This is a genomic window from Pseudomonas lijiangensis (assembly GCF_018968705.1).
GTDB lineage: Bacteria > Pseudomonadota > Gammaproteobacteria > Pseudomonadales > Pseudomonadaceae > Aquipseudomonas > Aquipseudomonas lijiangensis.
The window spans coordinates 1698493-1716500 of sequence record NZ_CP076668.1 but is presented as its reverse complement, the minus strand read 5'-3'; the positions used below and the strand labels follow the sequence as shown (position 1 = coordinate 1716500).

The window sequence follows — 18008 nt, the reverse complement described above, 5'->3', positions numbered from 1 at the left end:
ACCGGCGGCAGAAAAAGTGAAAAAGGAGCCTAAACAAAGATTGCCGGGCAACTGCCGTACATATGGCAATCGACGGTCAGAGACTGGCGCAGGTTATGGCCCGAATCCCCTGAGGGTTTCTACCTCATGATTCAGGAAAGATCAGGTACCAGAAAATCGCTGTCTCGCGGGTTTGCGGATCGATGGCGCGATAGCGCATCTGATCGAAACCGCTCACTACATACCCACAGCGCTCATAGAGCTTGCAGGCTGCAAGGTTGTTGTTCTGGGTTTCGAGCATGATCCCCGGCAGATTGCGCTGGCGGCTCCAGAACTGCGCCACATCCAGCAAAGACCGGGCGACCCCGCAACGTCGGGCCGACTCGTCCACCGCCAGCTCATCGATATGGGCAAAACCATTCCAGTGAGTGCTGAGCACGATATGCCCGACCGCCTGCTCGCCCAGCCAGGCGACCAGCACCGTGCTGTCGGCGGCATCACGGTAATCACAGAACTCCTGTGAGTCGATGCCATAGTTCTTGAGATAAGGCTCTACGGAGTCGACCACCCAGGATTCGACACTCTCCCCCACGACCACTCGGGCATAGCCACGGACCGTGAAGGTGAATTCGCTGTTGAGGATGTAATCCTCGAAGCATTCGTCTGCAACACGAATGCTCAGAGAAGGGTTTGCTAGCGTCATTTCACCGCCATGCTGGTGCAGACCGTTGCCAGGTCAGGACGAAGCCTGAGCCTTGGCCTCTTGCAACTGAACCCACAACGGCGGCGCTCCTGCCGCCTTGGCGATAATGGCCATGCGTGCTTCGTGCTCTGCCAGCTCACTTTCAGTCGCCCGGATGATGCGCGACGGCTGACGGCCGGACAGGCGGCGAATCTCGCTACCGCGATTGGCATTGCCACCGTTCGAACCGTTGTCATCGCTCGCGTTGCCAGCCAGAGACAGACTGGTCTGCCCGCCGGTCATGGCCAGATAGACATCGGCCAGGATCTCGGAGTCGAGCAATGCGCCGTGCAGTTCACGGCCCGAGTTGTCTACGCCATAGCGTTTGCACAAGGCATCGAGGCTGTTGCGCTGGCCGGGGTGACGCTCACGGGCCATCAACAGCGTATCGAGCACCGAACAGTGCTGGGTGATGTCGGCTTTATCGTGCGCGCCCATCAACGCGAATTCGTTGTTGATGAACCCAACGTCGAACGCCGCGTTATGGATGATCAGCCGGGCGCCCTTGATGAAGTCGAAGAATTCCTCGGCGACTTCATTGAAACGCGGCTTGCCCACCAGAAACTCGTTGGTGATGCCGTGAACGCCAATCGCCCCCTCATCGCTCTCGCGATCGGGTTGCAGATAGACGTGAAAATGCCGCCCGGTCAGGCGGCGGCCAATCAGCTCGACGCAACCGATCTCGATGATGCGGTGGCCGTCGGTGACGGGCATACCGGTGGTTTCGGTATCGAGTACTACGGATCTGTTATCTGTGTTTTGCACTGCCATTGACTGTTGCCTCGTCTACAGGCCGCGATCTTAGCATGCTGCAAGGCCGGATGAGCCGTTCAGCTCATCAGCCATGCTTGATGCCGCGCACCTCATCCACACCGCGGTTGGCCAACTGATCGGCACGTTCGTTGCCGGGATGACCGATATGGCCGCGGACCCACTGCCACTTGACGGTATGACGGTTGACCTGTTCGTCCAGTTGCTGCCAGAGGTCGGCATTCTTGACCGGCTCCTTGGCAGCGGTCTTCCAGCCGCGCTTCTTCCAGTTGGCCATCCACTCGGTGATGCCCTTCATGACGTATTGCGAGTCCGTCACCAGAGTCACTTCGCAAGGACGCTTGAGTTCTTCCAGGCCACGGATGGCGCCGGTCAGTTCCATGCGGTTATTGGTGGTATTGGCTTCGCCGCCCCACAATTCCTTTTCGACGCCCTTGTAGACGAGCAACGCGCCCCAGCCGCCAGGGCCGGGGTTACCCTTGCAGGCGCCATCAGTGAAGAGTTCAACGCTTTCGCTCATTACAACCGTTCCAGAATCAAGAGGACTGTTCGGACAGGCACGGCGATCAAGATTCCGATGTGCTGCGGTTGACCTTGGCCATTGGCAGAGGAATCAGCTTGCCCATGGGCTCGCGCCGGACCTGACGCAAGGGACGCAGGCCAACCACCAGTTTGCGGGCCACCAATAGATAGAAGCCGCCGCCCGGGCTTTGCCGACCTTCGCCGAGGCTTTCCAGCCCACCGAGGCGTGCCTGCCATGCTGCCGAAGAAAGAGGCGGACGATAGCACCCGAAGCGCCGCTTCTCCAGCGCGAACCCCAGCAGGTTCAACCAGTCGGCGACACGGGACGGTGAAATGCAGCGCGCCTTGCGCAATCCATCCCGGGCAAAGAAATGCCGCAAACCCCAGGTGCTCCAGGGGTTGATACCGATAATCAACAGATGCCCGCCGGGCCTTACGCTGCTGGCGGCCTCGCGTAGCAGGCCATGAGGCGAAAGGCAGAAATCCAGGCCGTGCTGCAGGACCACCACATCGGCAGCATGCTCGCTCAAGGGCCATGCCTCCTCTTCGCAGACGATCTCGACGCCGGGCAACGGCGCCCCGAGCCGGACATTGCGCTGCACCTGCCTGGCCACGGGCGGACTCTCGGCAGATGGCCCGTAATGCACCAGATAACCACCGAAATAGCGCCCCAGTTCATCTTCGAGAACCCGGCGCTCCTCTTCGAGCAGCAGTTGCCCCAACGGACCTGACAGCCAGGTGCGTGCGGCCTGGATCAGGGCCAGCCATTCAGGATCGGCCTGTGCGAACGCTTCATCGGTCATGTGAGGTCTCCTTGGGGTTCGCTTGCAGCCGCATCAAAGACTAAGATGCACCATTGTTTCCTGATGTGCGAACTGCGCCCATGATACAGATACACGCTCTGCACGCTTTCAACGATAACTACATCTGGTTGTTACAAGACCTTTCCACTCAGCGCTGCGCTGTAGTCGACCCGGGTGACGCACAACCGGTACTCGACTGGCTGGAGCAGAATCCCGGCTGGCAACTGACCGACATCCTGATCACCCACCATCACAACGACCATGTCGGCGGTGTCGTGCGTCTCAAGCAGGCCACAGGTGCCCGCGTGCTCGGACCGGCCACGGAAAACATTCCGGCCCGTGATGTCGCGCTGACCGACAATGACCGGGTATCGGTTCTGGGCCAGGACTTCGTGGTCCATGCCGTACCGGGCCATACCCTGGGCCATATCGCCTTCTATCACCATGATGCCACCTCTCCCGTGCTGTTCAGTGGCGACACCCTGTTCGCCGCTGGCTGCGGTCGTCTGTTCGAAGGGACGCCTCAGCAGATGCATGAATCCCTGAGCCGACTGGCGGCATTGCCAGACAGCACGCTGATCTACTGCGCCCACGAGTACACCCTGAGCAATCTGCGTTTTGCCCAGGCCGTGGAGCCGGACAATCGGGACATTGCCGAACGTCTGGCTCAAGTCAGCCAGTGGCGCAGCGAAAATCGCATCAGCCTGCCTTCCAATCTAGCTCTGGAACGACGCACCAACCCCTTCCTGAGGGTCGGGGAAACATCTGTTAAAGAAAAAGCGGACGAACGGAGCGGCCATGAAAACCGCTCGCCGAGCGAGGTTTTTGCTAGCTTGAGGGCCTGGAAAGATACGTTCTAAAGAGCGAGGGATCGGCACAAAAGTTCTGAAAGGTTGACCGTTGGGGGGACGCTTTCTAGAATCGCCCGACATTTTCGCCTGGAAGTCCCCCCCAGCCAATGTCGTCACTCACACATAAACACCTCAATCCGGACGCATTGACTCGGCTCGCACAGGCTGTGGCTGTAGCCGCGAGCGCCCTGCTGGCAGGCTGTCAGACCACCAGTCACGTCGAGCCCAGCAGCACTTACCGCACGTCCAACCTGGCCACCCATGTAAAGCAAAAACCCATCTTCATCACCCAGACGCCAAACCAGGTGGCCCCGCCTCAGGATATCTGGGAGCGCATGCGTCAGGGCTTCCAGTTGCAACAGAACAACGATCAGAACCCGCGTATCGACCAGCAGCGTCTGTGGTTCGCCAACAACCCTTCCTTTCTGGAAGGCGCAGGCGAGCGTGGCAGCCTCTACATGCATTACATCGTCGAGCGCCTTGAAGAACGCAACATGCCCCTCGAACTGGCCCTGCTGCCAGTGATCGAAAGCGCCTACAACCCGATGGCCATTTCCCGCAGCCAGGCTGTCGGCCTGTGGCAGTTCATCCCGTCCACCGGGCGTTATTTCAATCTGCGCCAGACCAGTTTCTATGACGGCCGACGCGACATCCAGGCGTCCACCGTGGCCGCCATGGATTACCTGACGCGCCTGCATGACATGTTCAACGGCGACTGGCTGCTGGCACTGGCCGCCTACAATGCCGGCGAAGGCACGGTCAGCCGCGCCATCGAACGCAACGAGAAACTCGGCCTGCCTACGGACTACTGGAACCTGCCGCTGCCACAGGAAACACGTGACTACGTGCCCAAACTGCTGGCCCTGTCCCAGGTGGTTCTGTCGCCGGATGCCTATGGCGTCAACCTGAACCCGATTGCCAACGAACCCTATTTCGAAGTCGTCGAACTCAACAAGCGTGTCGACCTGTCCAAGGTCGCGAGCCTGGCCAATATCGACGAAGACGAGCTCATCCAGCTCAACCCGGCCTTCAAGAAACGCCTGACCATCGACGGCCCTCAGCATTTGCTGGTGCCGACATCCAAGGCCCAACTGTTGACCGCAAGCCTGTCGGCCATGAAGCCCGAAGAGCTGACCGCATGGCAGCCCTACCGCGTGCGCCGTGGCGATACGCTGGAAAGCCTCGCCAGTCGTTATCAGGTGACCGTCAGTTCGATCAAGAGCAATAACAGGCTGTCAGGCAGCAGGCTGAAGGCAGGTCAGTCCCTGAACATTCCGGTCCAGCCGGGCATGAAGTCCTCGCAACCGGTGTTCGAGGAACTGGCCAGCAACGACAAGCCGGCCACCGGTCGCAGCTACAAGGTCAGGAGTGGCGACAACCTGTCGAGCATCGCTCAGGCACACAAGGTTGATGTCGTAGAGCTGCAACGCTGGAACAAGCTTTCCGGCAACAAGCTCCAGATCGGCCAGACGCTGGTCGTACAGGCTGGCAAGGCCAATAGCACGGCAACCGCCAGCGCCGAGCCCGGCGACAAGAAATCCATGCAGTACAAGATCCAGAAAGGCGACTCGATGTATCTGGTCGCCAAGCGCTTCAATGTCGACATGAAGCATCTCAAGCGCTGGAACCCACGTACCGGTCAGGCCCTCAAACCCGGCCAGACCCTGACTGTCTACCTGCCTCATTGATGACGCCGGCCACCTGCCCTGGAGCAACCTCGGGGCAAGTGGTCGTTCAGACCATCTCTCTCATCAAACATAACGCAACATCATGAATTACAAGGTAGGAGCGCGCTTGCCCGCGACCGGCTGCGTTAGCAGTCGTAGATTTTGCGAGCGCTTCGCACTCGATCGCGGGCAAGCGCGCTCCTACGTATTTGCTGAGCGACAGCGCGGCGCCGAGGCGACGGATGATCTCCTGCATTGCCTGCGGTCTTTTTCCAGCCGGGACAAGCTGTTACTGTTAGCGACCCGAAAGCCCAAGCCGTCTGGATCGTGATACGTCCCTTCCTGCTGTTCATCTGTCTGGCCTTGAGCTTCTGTGCCAACGCAGCCATCAGCGAAAGCAATGGTTATGCGCAGTTTGGCGTTCTCAAGTACCCGGCAAGCTTCACTCATTTCGACTGGGTCAATCCCGAGGCGCCGAAAGGTGGCACCTTGCGAATGATGGCCTTCGGCACTTTCGACACCCTCAACCCTTATACCTTCAAAGGCACCAGCCCGGTTTCGACCGGTAACTTCCTGCAATACGGCGTCAACGAGCTGAACGAGCCCTTGATGGTGGGCACCGGCCAATACGACCCGTCCGGTGACGAACCGACGTCAAGTTACGGGCTGATTGCCCAGTCGGTGGAGTTCAGCGAGGACCGTAGCTGGGTGGTGTTCAACCTTCGCCCTCAGGCGCGCTTCCATGATGGCAAGCCGATTACCGCCTATGACGTGGCCTTTTCGTACCGCACGCTGCTCAAGGACGGTCACCCACAATACCGCACGGCCTTGCAGGAAGTGCAGCGGGTCGACATCCTCAACCGCCATCGCATCCGCTTTGTCTTCAAGCGCTCCGGCAATCCACTGCTGATCCTGCGCCTGGGCGAACTGGCGGTATTGCCACAGCATTACTGGAAAGACCGCGACTTCAAGGCCACGACCTTCGAGCCGCCACTGGGCAGCGGTCCCTACCGCATCACCCGCGTGCAGCCCGGACGCCAGCTGGTATTCGAGCGGGTCAAGGATTACTGGGGCAAGGACTTGCCGGTCAATCGCGGCAAATACAATTTCGATCGTGTCGAGGTGGAGTTCTACCGCGACAGCGATGTGGCGTTTGAAGCCTTCAAGGCGGGTGAATTCGACATTTATATCGAACATCAGGCCAAGAACTGGGCCAATGGCTACAACTTCCCGGCAGTCGCCAACGGCCAGGTGATCAAGGCGCAGATTCCGCACAAGATCCCGACCCAGACTCAGGGCCTGTTCATGAACACCCGGCGCGGCACCTTTGCCGACATCAGGGTTCGCGAGGCGCTGGGGATGATGTTCAATTTCGAGTGGACCAACCGCGCACTGTTCAGTGATGCCTATTCACGCTCCACCAGCTATTACCCCAACAGCGAGTTTTCCGCGACAGGCCTGCCTGCAGGTCGCGAACTGGAACTGCTGGAACCCTACCGGGACCAATTGCCAGCCAGCCTGTTCAGCGAGCCTTTCAGTCTGTCGAAGACCGATGCACGAGGCATCCCGCGGGAAACCATGCGCAAGGCACTGGGCCTGCTGGCCAAGGCAGGCTGGACGCTCTCCGAGCAAGGCCTGCTCAATGCAGACAAACAGCCACTGCGTTTTGAAATCCTTCTGGTGAACCCCAACCTCGAACGCATTCTGCAGCCTTATATAGAAGACCTGCGCCGCATCGGTATCGAAGCCGGCCTGCGGACAGTGGACCGTGCCCAGTACAAGCAACGGCTGGATCACTTCGACTTCGACATGATCCTCATGACCCTGCAACAGACACTCAGCCCAGGCCTTGAGCAGTGGCAGTATTTCCACTCCAGCCAGGCCTCGGTCAATGGCAGCAAGAACTACGCAGATGTCGCCAACCCAGTGGTCGACGGCCTGCTCAACAAGTTACTGGCCGCACAGACTCATGATGAACAAGTCGCAACGGCACGCGCACTTGATCGTGTGTTGTTATCACAGCATTACAGCATCCCGAACTGGTACCTGAACAATCATCGCCTGGCCTATCGCAATCGATTCGCCATGGTCACCACCCCGCCCTATACCCTGGGGCTGCGTGCGTGGTGGCTCAAGACTCCGGAGAAGACCCGATGACCCTACTGCGCTCCCTGTTCATACAGGCATTCCTGGCCGGTATCGTCTGCACCGCCCAGGCTGCTCCCCAGCACGCCGTGACGCTGTATGACGAAGCCCCGAAATACCCGGCCAACTTCAAGCATTTCGATTACGTGAACCCCGACGCGCCCAAAGGCGGAACGTTCCGCCAGGCAGGCTTCGGCAGTTTCGACAGCCTCAACCCGTTCATCAACAAGGGCGTGGCCGCTGACGATGTCAGCCTGATCTACGACACCCTCACCAGCCGCAGCCTGGATGAACCCTTCACCGAGTACGGGCTGGTTGCCGGCAAGATCGAAAAGTCGCCGGACAATGACTGGGTGCGCTTCTACCTGCGCCCTGAAGCACGCTTCCATGACGGACATCCGATACGTGCCGAAGATGTGGTGTTCAGCTTTGAAACCCTGATGAAACATGGCTCGCCCATGTACCGCGGCTACTACGCCGATGTGGATCAGGTGATTGCCGAAGATCCCCTGCGCGTGCTGTTCAAGTTCAAGCACAAGAACAACCGCGAAATGCCGCTGATCATCGGCCAGTTGCCGGTACTGCCCAAGCATTTCTGGGCGACCCGGGATTTCAGCAAAAGCAATCTGGACGTCCCGCTGGGCAGCGGCCCCTACAAGGTGGCCGAGGTCAAGGCCGGACGCTCGGTACGCTACGAGCGGGTCAAGGACTACTGGGCCAAGGATCTGCCGATCAACAAGGGCTTCTATAACTTCGATGTCCTGACCACCGATTACTACCGTGACAACACCGTCGCCCTGGAAGCCGGCAAGGCCGGGCAGTTCGACTACTGGCTGGAAACAAGCGCCAAGAACTGGGCCACCGCCTACAACACGCCAGCTGTGCGCGACGGGCGCCTGATCAAGGAAGAGCTGCCCAACGGCAACCCGACCGGCATGCAGGGTTTCGTTTTCAACCTGCGCAAACCGGTGTTTCAGGACATACGGGTTCGCGAGGCCCTGACGCTGCTGCTGGATTTCGAGTGGACCAACAAGCAACTGTTCAACGGCTCCTACAGCCGCACCAAAAGCTATTTCGACAATTCAGAGATGGCCGCCCGCGGCCTCCCGTCGCCCCAGGAACTGGCCATTCTGGAACCCTTGCGCGGCAAGATCCCCGATCGGGTCTTCAACGAAGAATACAAACTGCCGGTCAATGACGGCAGCGGCATGATTCGCCCGCAATTGCGCCGCGCCTTCCAGCTCTTGCAGGAAGCGGGCTGGAAGATCGTCAACGACAAGATGGTCGATACCCAGGGCAACCCGGTCAAACTGGAGTTCCTGCTGGCCCAGACCGAGTTCGAGCGGGTTCTGCTGCCCTACAAGCGCAACCTGAACGACCTGGGAATCGAGCTGAACATTCGCCGGGTGGACGTTTCGGAATACATCAACCGCCTGCGCTCGCGTGACTACGAGATGATTGTCAGCAGCTACCCGCAATCCAGCTCTCCGGGCAACGAACAGCGGATCTACTTCCATTCCTCCAGTGCCGACAACCCTGGCAGCCGCAACTTCATGGGCCTCAAGGACCCGGCTGTGGATACGCTGGTGGATGGCCTGATCAACGCAGACTCGCGCCAGGACCTCATTGACCACACCAAAGCCATGGACAGGGTGCTGCTCTGGGGCTTCTATGTGGTGCCCAACTGGCACATCAAGACCTGGCGCGTGGCCTACTGGGACCATATCGCTCACCCCAAGGCAAAGGCACTGTCGGATATCGGCGTGATGACCTGGTGGGTGAAACCGGACGCAAAACCGGCAGTCCCCGAGCAACCTGCCAACGGGCAGGCTGAACCTGCGAGTACGGAGCAATAACATGCTGGCTTATATTCTCCGGCGCCTGCTGCTGATTATCCCGACCCTGTTCGGCATTCTGATCATCAACTTCATCATCATCCAGGCCGCTCCCGGTGGCCCGGTGGAGCAGATGATCGCCAAGATCGAAGGCTTCGACGGTGCCACCAGCCGCATCGCCGGTGGCGGCTCGGAAGTCTCGGTGGCCGGCTCCAACTATCGCGGCGCGCAGGGCCTGGACCCGGCGCTGGTCAAGGAAATCGAGCGCATGTACGGCTTCGACAAGTCGGCACCGGAGCGCTTGTGGATCATGATCAAGAACTACGCGACGCTGGATTTCGGTGACAGCTTCTTTCGCGATGCGAAGGTGATCGACCTGATTGTCGAGAAGATGCCGGTGTCCATCTCCCTCGGGCTGTGGAGCACCCTGATCATGTATCTGGTGTCGATCCCGCTGGGCATCGCCAAGGCCACGCGCCATGGCAGCCATTTCGATGTCTGGACCAGCTCGGCCATCATCGTCGGCTATGCCATTCCCGCCTTCCTGTTCGCGATCCTGCTGATCGTGCTGTTTGCCGGTGGCAGTTACTTCAACTGGTTCCCGTTGCGCGGCCTGACGTCCAACGGCTTTGACGAGATGAGCACCCTGGGCAAGATCGGCGACTACTTCTGGCACCTGGTGCTACCGGTGACAGCGCTGGTGATCGGTAACTTCGCCACCATGACCCTGCTGACCAAGAACAGCTTCCTGGACGAAATCAGCAAGCAGTACGTCGTGACCGCAAAGGCCAAGGGCCTGAGCAATAACCGCGTGCTGTACGGCCATGTGTTCCGCAACGCCATGTTGCTGGTGATCGCCGGTTTCCCGTCCGCCTTCATGGGCATCTTCTTTACCGGATCGTTGCTGGTGGAAGTGATCTTCTCTCTCGACGGCTTGGGCCTGATGAGCTTCGAGGCAGCCATCAACCGCGACTACCCGGTGGTCTTCGGCACCCTGTTCATCTTTACCCTTCTGGGGCTTCTAGTGAAACTGATCGGCGACCTCACTTACACCCTCGTGGATCCGCGCATCGACTTTGAAAGCAGGAAGCATTGATATGAAGCTGTCTCCTCTCAATCGCCGCCGCTTCGAGCGTTTCAAGGCCAACAAGCGCGGCTGGTGGTCGCTGTGGCTGTTTCTGATCCTGTTCGGCCTGAGCATGGGCGCCGAACTGATCGCCAACGACAAGCCGCTGGCCGTGCGCTATGACGGCGAATGGTTCTTCCCTGTAGTCAAGCGCTACCCGGAAACCACCTTTGGTGGTGAATTCCCGCTGGAAGCCAACTACAAAAGCCCGTACATCAAGGAATTGCTGGCGCAGAAGAACGGCTGGACCCTGTGGGCGCCCATTCCGTTCAGCTATCAGAGCATCAACTATGACCTGAAAGTCCCGGCCCCCGCGCCGCCTTCCAGCGAGAACCTGCTGGGCACCGACGATCAGGGACGCGATGTTCTGGCCAGGGTCATCTACGGTTTCCGCATCTCGGTGCTGTTCGCCCTGATCCTGACGGTGCTCAGCTCCGTCATCGGGGTGATTGCCGGGGCATTGCAGGGTTTCTATGGCGGCTGGGTGGACCTCCTGGGCCAGCGCTTCCTGGAAGTCTGGTCAGGCCTGCCGGTGCTGTACCTGCTGATTATTCTGGCCAGCTTCGTGCAACCCAATTTCTGGTGGCTGCTGGGCATCATGCTGCTGTTTTCCTGGATGAGTCTGGTGGACGTGGTACGCGCCGAGTTCCTGCGCGGCCGCAATCTGGAATACGTGCGCGCCGCCCGGGCGCTGGGTATGGAGAACGGCGCAATCATGTTCCGCCACATCCTGCCCAATGCCATGGTGTCGACCATGACCTTCATGCCGTTCATTCTGACCGGTGCCATCGGCACCCTGACGGCGCTGGACTTCCTGGGCTTCGGCCTGCCCGCTGGCTCGCCTTCCCTGGGCGAACTGGTTGCGCAGGGCAAATCCAATCTGCAGGCTCCCTGGCTCGGGATCAGCGCCTTTGCCGTACTGGCACTGATGCTGAGCCTGCTGGTGTTCATCGGCGAATCCGCCCGCGATGCTTTCGACCCAAGGAAATGAAATGAACAATGACAATCTGATCGAAATCCGCGATCTGGCGGTCGAGTTCGTGACAGGCGAGTCGCGCCAGCGCGTGGTGGAAAACATCAGCTTCGATATCCGCCGCGGCGAAACCCTGGCTCTGGTCGGCGAAAGCGGCTCCGGCAAGTCGGTCACTGCGCACTCGATCCTGCGCCTGCTGCCCTACCCCATTGCCACCCATCCTGCCGGCACCATCCGCTATGCGGGCGATGACCTGTTGAAGATGGACGAGAAAAAACTGCGCTCCATTCGTGGCAATCGCATTGCCATGATTTTCCAGGAGCCCATGACCTCGCTCAATCCGCTGCATTCGGTGGAAAAGCAGATCAACGAAGTGCTCGGCCTGCACAAGGGGCTCACCGGCAAGGCCGCCACGGCGCGCACGCTGGAACTGCTGGAAATGGTCGGCATCCCCGAACCGCACAAGCGCCTCAAGGCCCTGCCTCACGAGCTGTCAGGCGGCCAGCGCCAGCGCGTCATGATCGCCATGGCTCTGGCCAACGAGCCCGAGCTGCTGATTGCCGACGAACCGACCACTGCGCTGGACGTCACGGTACAGCTGAAAATCCTTGAATTGCTCAAGCAATTACAGGCTCGCCTGGGCATGGCATTGCTGTTGATCAGCCATGATTTGAACGTTGTGAGGCAAATAGCCAATCGCGTATGTGTCATGCAGCGCGGTTGCATCGTCGAACAAGCATTGTGCGAAGAGCTGTTCCGTTCACCACAGCATCCGTACACCCAGGTGTTGCTCAGTGCAGAGCCCAGCGGCGGTCCTTCGACCAACCCGGCTGGCGCTCCACTGCTTGAAGTCGAGGACCTGAAAGTCTGGTTCCCGATCAAGAAAGGCCTGCTCAAGCGAACCGTCGATCACGTCAAGGCGGTGGATGGTATTCGCTTCAGCCTGCCTCAAGGCCAGACACTGGGGATTGTCGGTGAAAGTGGATCGGGCAAATCGACGCTGGGCCTGGCAATACTCAGGCTCATCGGCAGCGAGGGCGCCATACGGTTCCAGGGCAAACCGCTCAATGGCCTGTCGCAACAGCAGATTCGTCCGCTGCGCAGACAGATCCAGGTGGTGTTCCAGGACCCGTTCGGCAGTCTGAGCCCGCGCATGTCAGTGAGCGATATCGTGGGCGAAGGCCTGCGCATTCATGGCATGGGGACGGAGGCCGAGCAGGAAACGGCTATTATCGAGGCACTCAGGGAAGTAGGTCTGGACCCGGAAACCCGGCACCGCTACCCCCACGAGTTCTCGGGTGGGCAAAGGCAGCGAATCGCCGTAGCCCGTGCATTGGTGTTAAAACCGGCGCTGATTCTGCTGGACGAGCCGACATCGGCCCTCGACCGGACAGTGCAGCGCCAGGTAGTCGAGTTACTGCGCTCGCTGCAAACCAAGTACAACCTGACGTATTTGTTCATCAGCCATGACCTGGCTGTCGTCAAAGCGCTGAGCCACCAGTTGATGGTGGTCAAGCAAGGCAAAGTGGTCGAACAGGGTGTGGCGCAGGATATCTTCGCCGCACCGCAACATCCTTATACACAGCAGCTACTGGAAGCCGCCTTTCTGGCGCCGGTAGCTGTCGATTAACCTGAAGAGGAACAACACATGGGTTTTCTCGCCGGTAAGCGCGTCCTGATCGTCGGTGTCGCAAGCAAACTGTCCATCGCATCCGGCATCGCTGCCGCAATGCATCGTGAAGGCGCCGAGCTTGCGTTCACCTACCAGAACGACAAACTCAAGGGCCGTGTCGAAGAGTTCGCAGCAGGCTGGGGCTCGGGCCCTGAGCTGTGCTTCCCTTGCGACGTAGCCAGCGACGAAGAGATCAACAAGGTCTTTGAAGAGCTGAGCAAGAAGTGGGACGGCCTGGACGTCATCGTTCACTCCGTAGGCTTCGCTCCGGGCGACCAGCTCGATGGCGACTTCACCGAGGCCACCACCCGTGACGGCTTCCGCATCGCTCACGACATCAGCGCCTACAGCTTCGTCGCCCTGGCCAAGGCCGGTCGCGAAATGATGAAAGGCCGCAATGGCAGTCTGCTGACCCTGTCGTACCTGGGCGCAGAGCGCACCATGCCTAACTACAACGTGATGGGCATGGCCAAGGCCAGCCTGGAAGCCGGTGTTCGTTACCTGGCAGGCAGCCTCGGTCCGGAAGGCACTCGCGTCAACGCCGTATCGGCTGGCCCGATCCGCACTCTGGCAGCTTCCGGCATCAAGAACTTCCGCAAGATGCTGGCCGCCAACGAAGCGCAAACCCCGCTGCGTCGCAACGTCACCATCGAAGAAGTCGGCAACGCCGGCGCCTTCCTGTGCTCGGACCTGGCGTCCGGCATCAGCGGTGAAATCATGTACGTCGACGGCGGTTTCAACACCACCGCGATGGGCAACATCGAAGAGTGATGCCTTCGCTCGGGGCTGACGCATGACGTCGGCCCTGAAAACAGAAAATCCGGACGTCCGCAAGGGTCCGGATTTTTTGTTTCTGCCTCAGGTGATAAGCACGACCTTGCCCTGGATACTGCCCCGTAAAGCTCGCGCATGGGCAGCCGAGGCTTCGGCCAATGGAAATATGCTGTCGATCACGATACGAATGCTACCGTCTTCGAGCAAGCGTCCGGCCTCTGCCAATTGGGCGCCATCAGAGCGCACCTGCGTCGAGGAAACAGTCACCCCTGAAGCAATTGCTTGATCATGGCCCGAGAAACCTAGCGGATTGACCAGGAAGAGCGATCCCCCCTTTTTGATGACGCTCAAAAAGCGTTCCATATCGCGGCCGCCGACAGCGTCAATGACTAAATCAACATCACTGACGACCGCTTCAACTGCGGCTTTGGTGTAGTCGATGAACTCATCAGCGCCCAGATCGCGAAGAAGCCCTTCATGCTTCCCTGAGGCGACGGCGATGACGCGCGCACCTTTCCATTTGGCAATTTGCACGGCCAGGTGCCCAACGCCACCTCCAGCGCCGTTAATCAGTACCGTTTTGCCTTCCAGCAAGACAGGTGCATGTCGTAACGACTGGAATGGATTCGGTAAGTCATGACCAGGATCGATCAAGAACTGCCATGCAGTGAGCAGAGACATCGGCGCACCGGCTGCTTGTACATGGTCTATCCCCGTGGGCTTCAAGGCCAGTTCGGATACGGGAACGCTGACGTATTCGGCATACGCGCCACTGCCCTTCATCAGGTCTGCAGGGAAGCGCACCATTGCGTAGACTTCATCACCCACGCTTAGCCCGGATACCTCTTCGCCAACTGCAGCAACGACTCCCGATATATCGGTGCCCAGAATCAGCGGAAAGGCTGGATTCGGCTGCCATTCGGGCGGCAGCGACCGAAAGCCATCTCGCAGGTAGAGGTCTGGCGGGTTGAGACTCGCTGCCCTGATGCGAACCAATACTTCGCCAGGCCCCGCTGAGGGACGAGTCACATCTTCGTATCGCAGGACTTCGGGGCCACCGAATTCGTGTAGGAGCACCGCTTTCATCGTGTCGGTCATCATCATCTCATTCAGAGAAACACTTGGATGACAGAGGTTATGACTATCCCACCAGGTTGATAATAGGGCTCTGGTTCGCTTTAATATTGCCATGAAGGCACAAATGGGTCTCGAAAGCCTGACAGGCTTGATTGCGTTCGCCCGCGCAGGTTCTCTAGGTAGCTACACCGCTGCAGCTCGCTCATTAGCGGTCTCTCCCTCCGCGATAAGCAAAAGCGTTCAGCGGTTGGAGCGTCATTTCGGTGTTCCTCTCTTCACGCGCACAACGCGCTCCCTGACGTTGACAGCTCAAGGTCGAGACCTGCATGAGCGTGCGCTAGAGCTGCTGCGCCATGCAGAAGAGATTGAGCAGGTAGCGAAGTCAGCACGCTCAGAACCAGCAGGGACTTTACGCATTGCAACATCACTCCCGATTGGTCTGCACATGATCGTCCCGGCCATTACGGAGTTTCGCAAACAGTACCCTGAGGTGAAGGTCGACTTGCGACTGAGCGACCACTTCGTGGGCATCGTTGAAGAGGGGGTCGACCTTGCGATACGGATCGGTGACCTTGCAGATTCATCCCTCATCTCTCGCCGACTCTCCCCATACAAGCTCTGCTGCTACGCATCGCCCGATTATCTGGCGAGGTGCGGAACCCCGGAACATCCTGATGAGTTGGTAGCGCACGAAACGGTAAATTTGCGTTATCAAAGCACCGGACAAGTGTTTCGCTGGCCGATCCGGATGGGGGATAAGGAGATTGAGATATTGCCCTCATCGCCATTGATCGTTGATGCCAGTGAGGCCGTGATAGTGGCCATTGCAGCCGGCGCAGGCATTGGAATGGCAGCCAGCTTCATGGCTGCTCCCTGGGTGAAACGCAAAGAGTTAATCCCGATTCTGTCCGACTTTGCGGTAGACCGGCACAACATCACGGCCCTATGGCCAGAAAGTCGTCGCACCAATCCGGCTGTGCGTGCTTTCCTCGATGTGCTGGTCGCAAAGCTATGAAACTACGGCATGGTGATCCGTCAAGGCCAATGAATCACTTTGTGGGAGGCAGCTTGCTGGCGACTTCACGTACAGGCGCAGAATATCTGCCAGTTTCAGGCCTTTTTCGCCAGCAAGCTGCCTCCCACACGTTTTGTCTGTGCCTTGACTGATCGGCATTACCCCATACCCTCCGACGTTAGAGAAATACCTGCCTGACGCTTATTTAGGCTTGGGTATGTCGAACTGCTCCAGGGTCGGGTTGACGGTACGGCTGAAGGCCTTGCGCTCTTTGCGTTCCTTCACCGAGTTGATGATCTCCGAAATGCCAAAACCGATGCTGATGGCACCGCTGACCACCCAGCCCACAGGCCCTGCCGCCGCACCGATTGCCGAAGCCGCCGCTGCACCTGCAGCCTGACCGGCAACCGCACCGACAATGCGCCCGCCAACAGCAGCGGCCACACGACCACCGATACCCACCGCCGCCTTGGCACCCGCCTTGCGCACATCCACCTTGTCACCAAAGCCGATTACATCCTGGACAGTGTTGGCAGCCAGCTTCAGGTCATCTTTGGTCTGATTCGTATCCTTGCCGGTACCGCCCGGAGTAAATGCCGTGCTCATCCCGGCCGTACCCAGCGGCACCTTTTTGCTCGTGGTTTCATTGACCACCCGCGCCAGTGCCGGGTCGCTGTTGATGATCAACTCGGCCTGCCGATCAGTATTCTTGCCCAGAAAGTCCTGTACGGAAGGATCGTTCTGCAACTGGGTGATCTTTTCATCCAGAGCGGTTTCGGTGGCCGAGGTATTGCGGATGGAGCGCCCTGCCACGACCTGCTCGGAAATCTGCTGCAACTCTACCAGCACGGCCGCTTTCTGCTCGCCGCTGTAGGCCTGCGGGTTGGCGAAGACATCGCCATTGAGCTTGCTGATATCGACATCAGCCACAGCGCCGACCGTAGCGGCATCCGAGAGAACCCTGGAGAAGTCGTCTTCGTTGGCAGGCGCCTTGTGCTTGATCCAGGTACTGATGTCCTTTTTGACCATCACGCCGTCAGGAGCGCGCATGGCCAGTTTTTTGCCGCGCATGTTGCCCTGGTCCATCATCTCGAACATGCCCGGCTGCGCCCAGGTCGCGGCAGAGTCCTGCAGCACACTGGAAAGCCCCGGATTATTCGAGCTCACCGACTCAAGCCCGGCGATGGTGGTACGCCCGTTGACCTTGGTCTGCCCTTCTACACCCTGTGCATTGGACGGATCACCGGCTTCGGTTATAGGCTCATGAGCCAGCAGCACGGCAGCAGAACGCACCAGTTGTACCGATCGCGCATCGGCATCGGGATTGTCCTTGCGAAAGTCATTGAGGCTGTCTGTGCCCTTGTCGACCTGCTTCTCCATGTTCTTGGCGAAGGTCTTGGCATCCTTCCTGGTGATCTTGCCGTCCGCCTTACCACCCTGGGCGGTGTCCATGGCGGTTTTCAGGGTCGGGTTCTCATCCAGAAACGCCCATGCCTTGTCTGCATCCGGATCATTGGCGGCAATCATTCGGGCGGCGGCAATCGGACGATTCAGTTCCTTGGCGGCCTGTTCACGCTTGGAGGCTGGCATATCACCCAGCAGACCGTCCCATTTGGACAGTTCTTCTGGCGAGCTGTATTTCGACTCATCGAGGTACTGATGATTTTCCCGCACGGGCGGCTGGGCCTTGCCTGATAGCTGACTGCTCAAGGCGCGCAGCAAACGCTGAAGAATCGAGTCTTCGGCAGCCTGAGGGGATTGCGATGCAGTCCGTGTCGTCGTGCCAGCCTGACCATACTCGACACTGCCAAGGCCACCGGCAGCTTTGTGGAATTCGCCCGAGGTCAGGGTAAAGGGGACTTCGGTAAGGTTTTCCGGAACCGGAAAGCTCCCAAAACCACTTGGGCCACGACCGGTACTTGAAATGGGATCGCTCATGCGGGTTATCTCCCTCGGACACAAAACAAGGATCTACATGCTCGACTGAGTGGCCAGCGCGCAGAAACGGTTCCATGGCGGCGAAAAAGAATATGACCGTTCGTCCATTCCCGTCGTG

General features: G+C 59.1%; 15 protein-coding genes. 9 read left to right on the top strand and 6 right to left on the bottom strand.

What is annotated here, in order from left to right; translation table 11 throughout:
* Positions 1–124: 124 nt before the first annotated feature.
* From KQP88_RS07560 to KQP88_RS07545, 4 genes are all read right to left on the bottom strand, one after another.
* A complete protein-coding gene (locus KQP88_RS07560) occupies positions 125–682 on the bottom strand; it encodes a GNAT family N-acetyltransferase (protein WP_216705268.1) in 558 nt (185 codons plus the stop codon).
* A gap of 33 nt (positions 683–715) precedes the next feature.
* Entirely contained in the window at positions 716–1492 is a 777-nt protein-coding gene (gene dnaQ, locus KQP88_RS07555) for a DNA polymerase III subunit epsilon (RefSeq protein WP_200994192.1), read from the bottom strand.
* A gap of 67 nt (positions 1493–1559) precedes the next feature.
* Positions 1560–2012: a ribonuclease HI gene (rnhA, locus tag KQP88_RS07550; protein WP_216705267.1), complete on the bottom strand. Its 453-nt coding sequence runs from the start codon at positions 2010–2012 to the stop codon at positions 1560–1562.
* A 46-nt stretch (positions 2013–2058) separates the two neighbouring features.
* Positions 2059–2817: a class I SAM-dependent methyltransferase gene (locus KQP88_RS07545; RefSeq protein WP_216705266.1), complete on the bottom strand. Its 759-nt coding sequence runs from the start codon at positions 2815–2817 to the stop codon at positions 2059–2061.
* An 80-nt stretch (positions 2818–2897) separates the two neighbouring features.
* Here KQP88_RS07545 and gloB point away from each other — a divergent pair, with 80 nt between their 5' ends.
* The 8 genes from gloB (at position 2898) to fabI (ending at position 13857) form a co-directional block, all read left to right on the top strand.
* Positions 2898–3677 (top strand): hydroxyacylglutathione hydrolase, encoded by a 780-nt coding sequence (gene gloB, locus KQP88_RS07540; protein ID WP_216705265.1) that lies wholly within the window; start codon positions 2898–2900, stop codon positions 3675–3677.
* 98 nt (positions 3678–3775) lie between these two features.
* Positions 3776–5356 (top strand): lytic transglycosylase, encoded by a 1581-nt coding sequence (locus tag KQP88_RS07535; protein WP_200994196.1) that lies wholly within the window; start codon positions 3776–3778, stop codon positions 5354–5356.
* A gap of 306 nt (positions 5357–5662) precedes the next feature.
* Positions 5663–7492: an extracellular solute-binding protein gene (locus KQP88_RS07530; RefSeq protein ID WP_216705264.1), complete on the top strand. Its 1830-nt coding sequence runs from the start codon at positions 5663–5665 to the stop codon at positions 7490–7492.
* Complete coding sequence (locus KQP88_RS07525; RefSeq protein WP_216705263.1) at positions 7489–9336, top strand: extracellular solute-binding protein; 1848 nt, start codon at positions 7489–7491, stop codon at positions 9334–9336. The genes KQP88_RS07530 and KQP88_RS07525 overlap by 4 nt, the downstream gene beginning before the upstream one ends.
* A 1-nt stretch (position 9337) precedes the next feature.
* Positions 9338–10411: a microcin C ABC transporter permease YejB gene (locus KQP88_RS07520; RefSeq protein ID WP_025259232.1), complete on the top strand. Its 1074-nt coding sequence runs from the start codon at positions 9338–9340 to the stop codon at positions 10409–10411.
* Position 10412: 1 nt separating this feature from the next.
* On the top strand, positions 10413–11432 hold the full coding sequence (locus KQP88_RS07515) for an ABC transporter permease (protein ID WP_216705262.1): 1020 nt from the start codon (positions 10413–10415) through the stop codon (positions 11430–11432).
* Between the two features lies 1 nt (position 11433).
* The gene (locus tag KQP88_RS07510; RefSeq protein ID WP_216705261.1) at positions 11434–13044 is read left to right on the top strand and encodes an ABC transporter ATP-binding protein; all 1611 of its coding nucleotides are present in this window, start codon (positions 11434–11436) and stop codon (positions 13042–13044) included.
* Between the two features lie 18 nt (positions 13045–13062).
* Positions 13063–13857, top strand: coding sequence for an enoyl-ACP reductase FabI (fabI, locus tag KQP88_RS07505; RefSeq protein ID WP_025259229.1), 795 nt, complete (start codon positions 13063–13065; stop codon positions 13855–13857).
* Between the two features lie 87 nt (positions 13858–13944).
* Here the strand turns inward: fabI and KQP88_RS07500 are convergent, their stop codons facing one another.
* Positions 13945–14958, bottom strand: a complete 1014-nt coding sequence (locus KQP88_RS07500) for an NADP-dependent oxidoreductase (RefSeq protein ID WP_216705260.1) — start codon at positions 14956–14958, stop codon at positions 13945–13947.
* Between the two features lie 103 nt (positions 14959–15061).
* Between KQP88_RS07500 and KQP88_RS07495 the strand changes: the two genes are divergently transcribed.
* Entirely contained in the window at positions 15062–15952 is an 891-nt protein-coding gene (locus KQP88_RS07495; protein ID WP_253950563.1) for a LysR family transcriptional regulator, read from the top strand.
* A gap of 201 nt (positions 15953–16153) precedes the next feature.
* On the opposite strand, the gene KQP88_RS07490 is transcribed toward KQP88_RS07495, so the two are convergent.
* Positions 16154–17890 carry a type III effector HrpK domain-containing protein gene (locus KQP88_RS07490; RefSeq protein ID WP_216705258.1) on the bottom strand — a complete coding sequence of 579 codons (1737 nt, stop codon included), beginning with the start codon at positions 17888–17890 and terminating at the stop codon, positions 16154–16156.
* Positions 17891–18008: the final 118 nt, after the last annotated feature.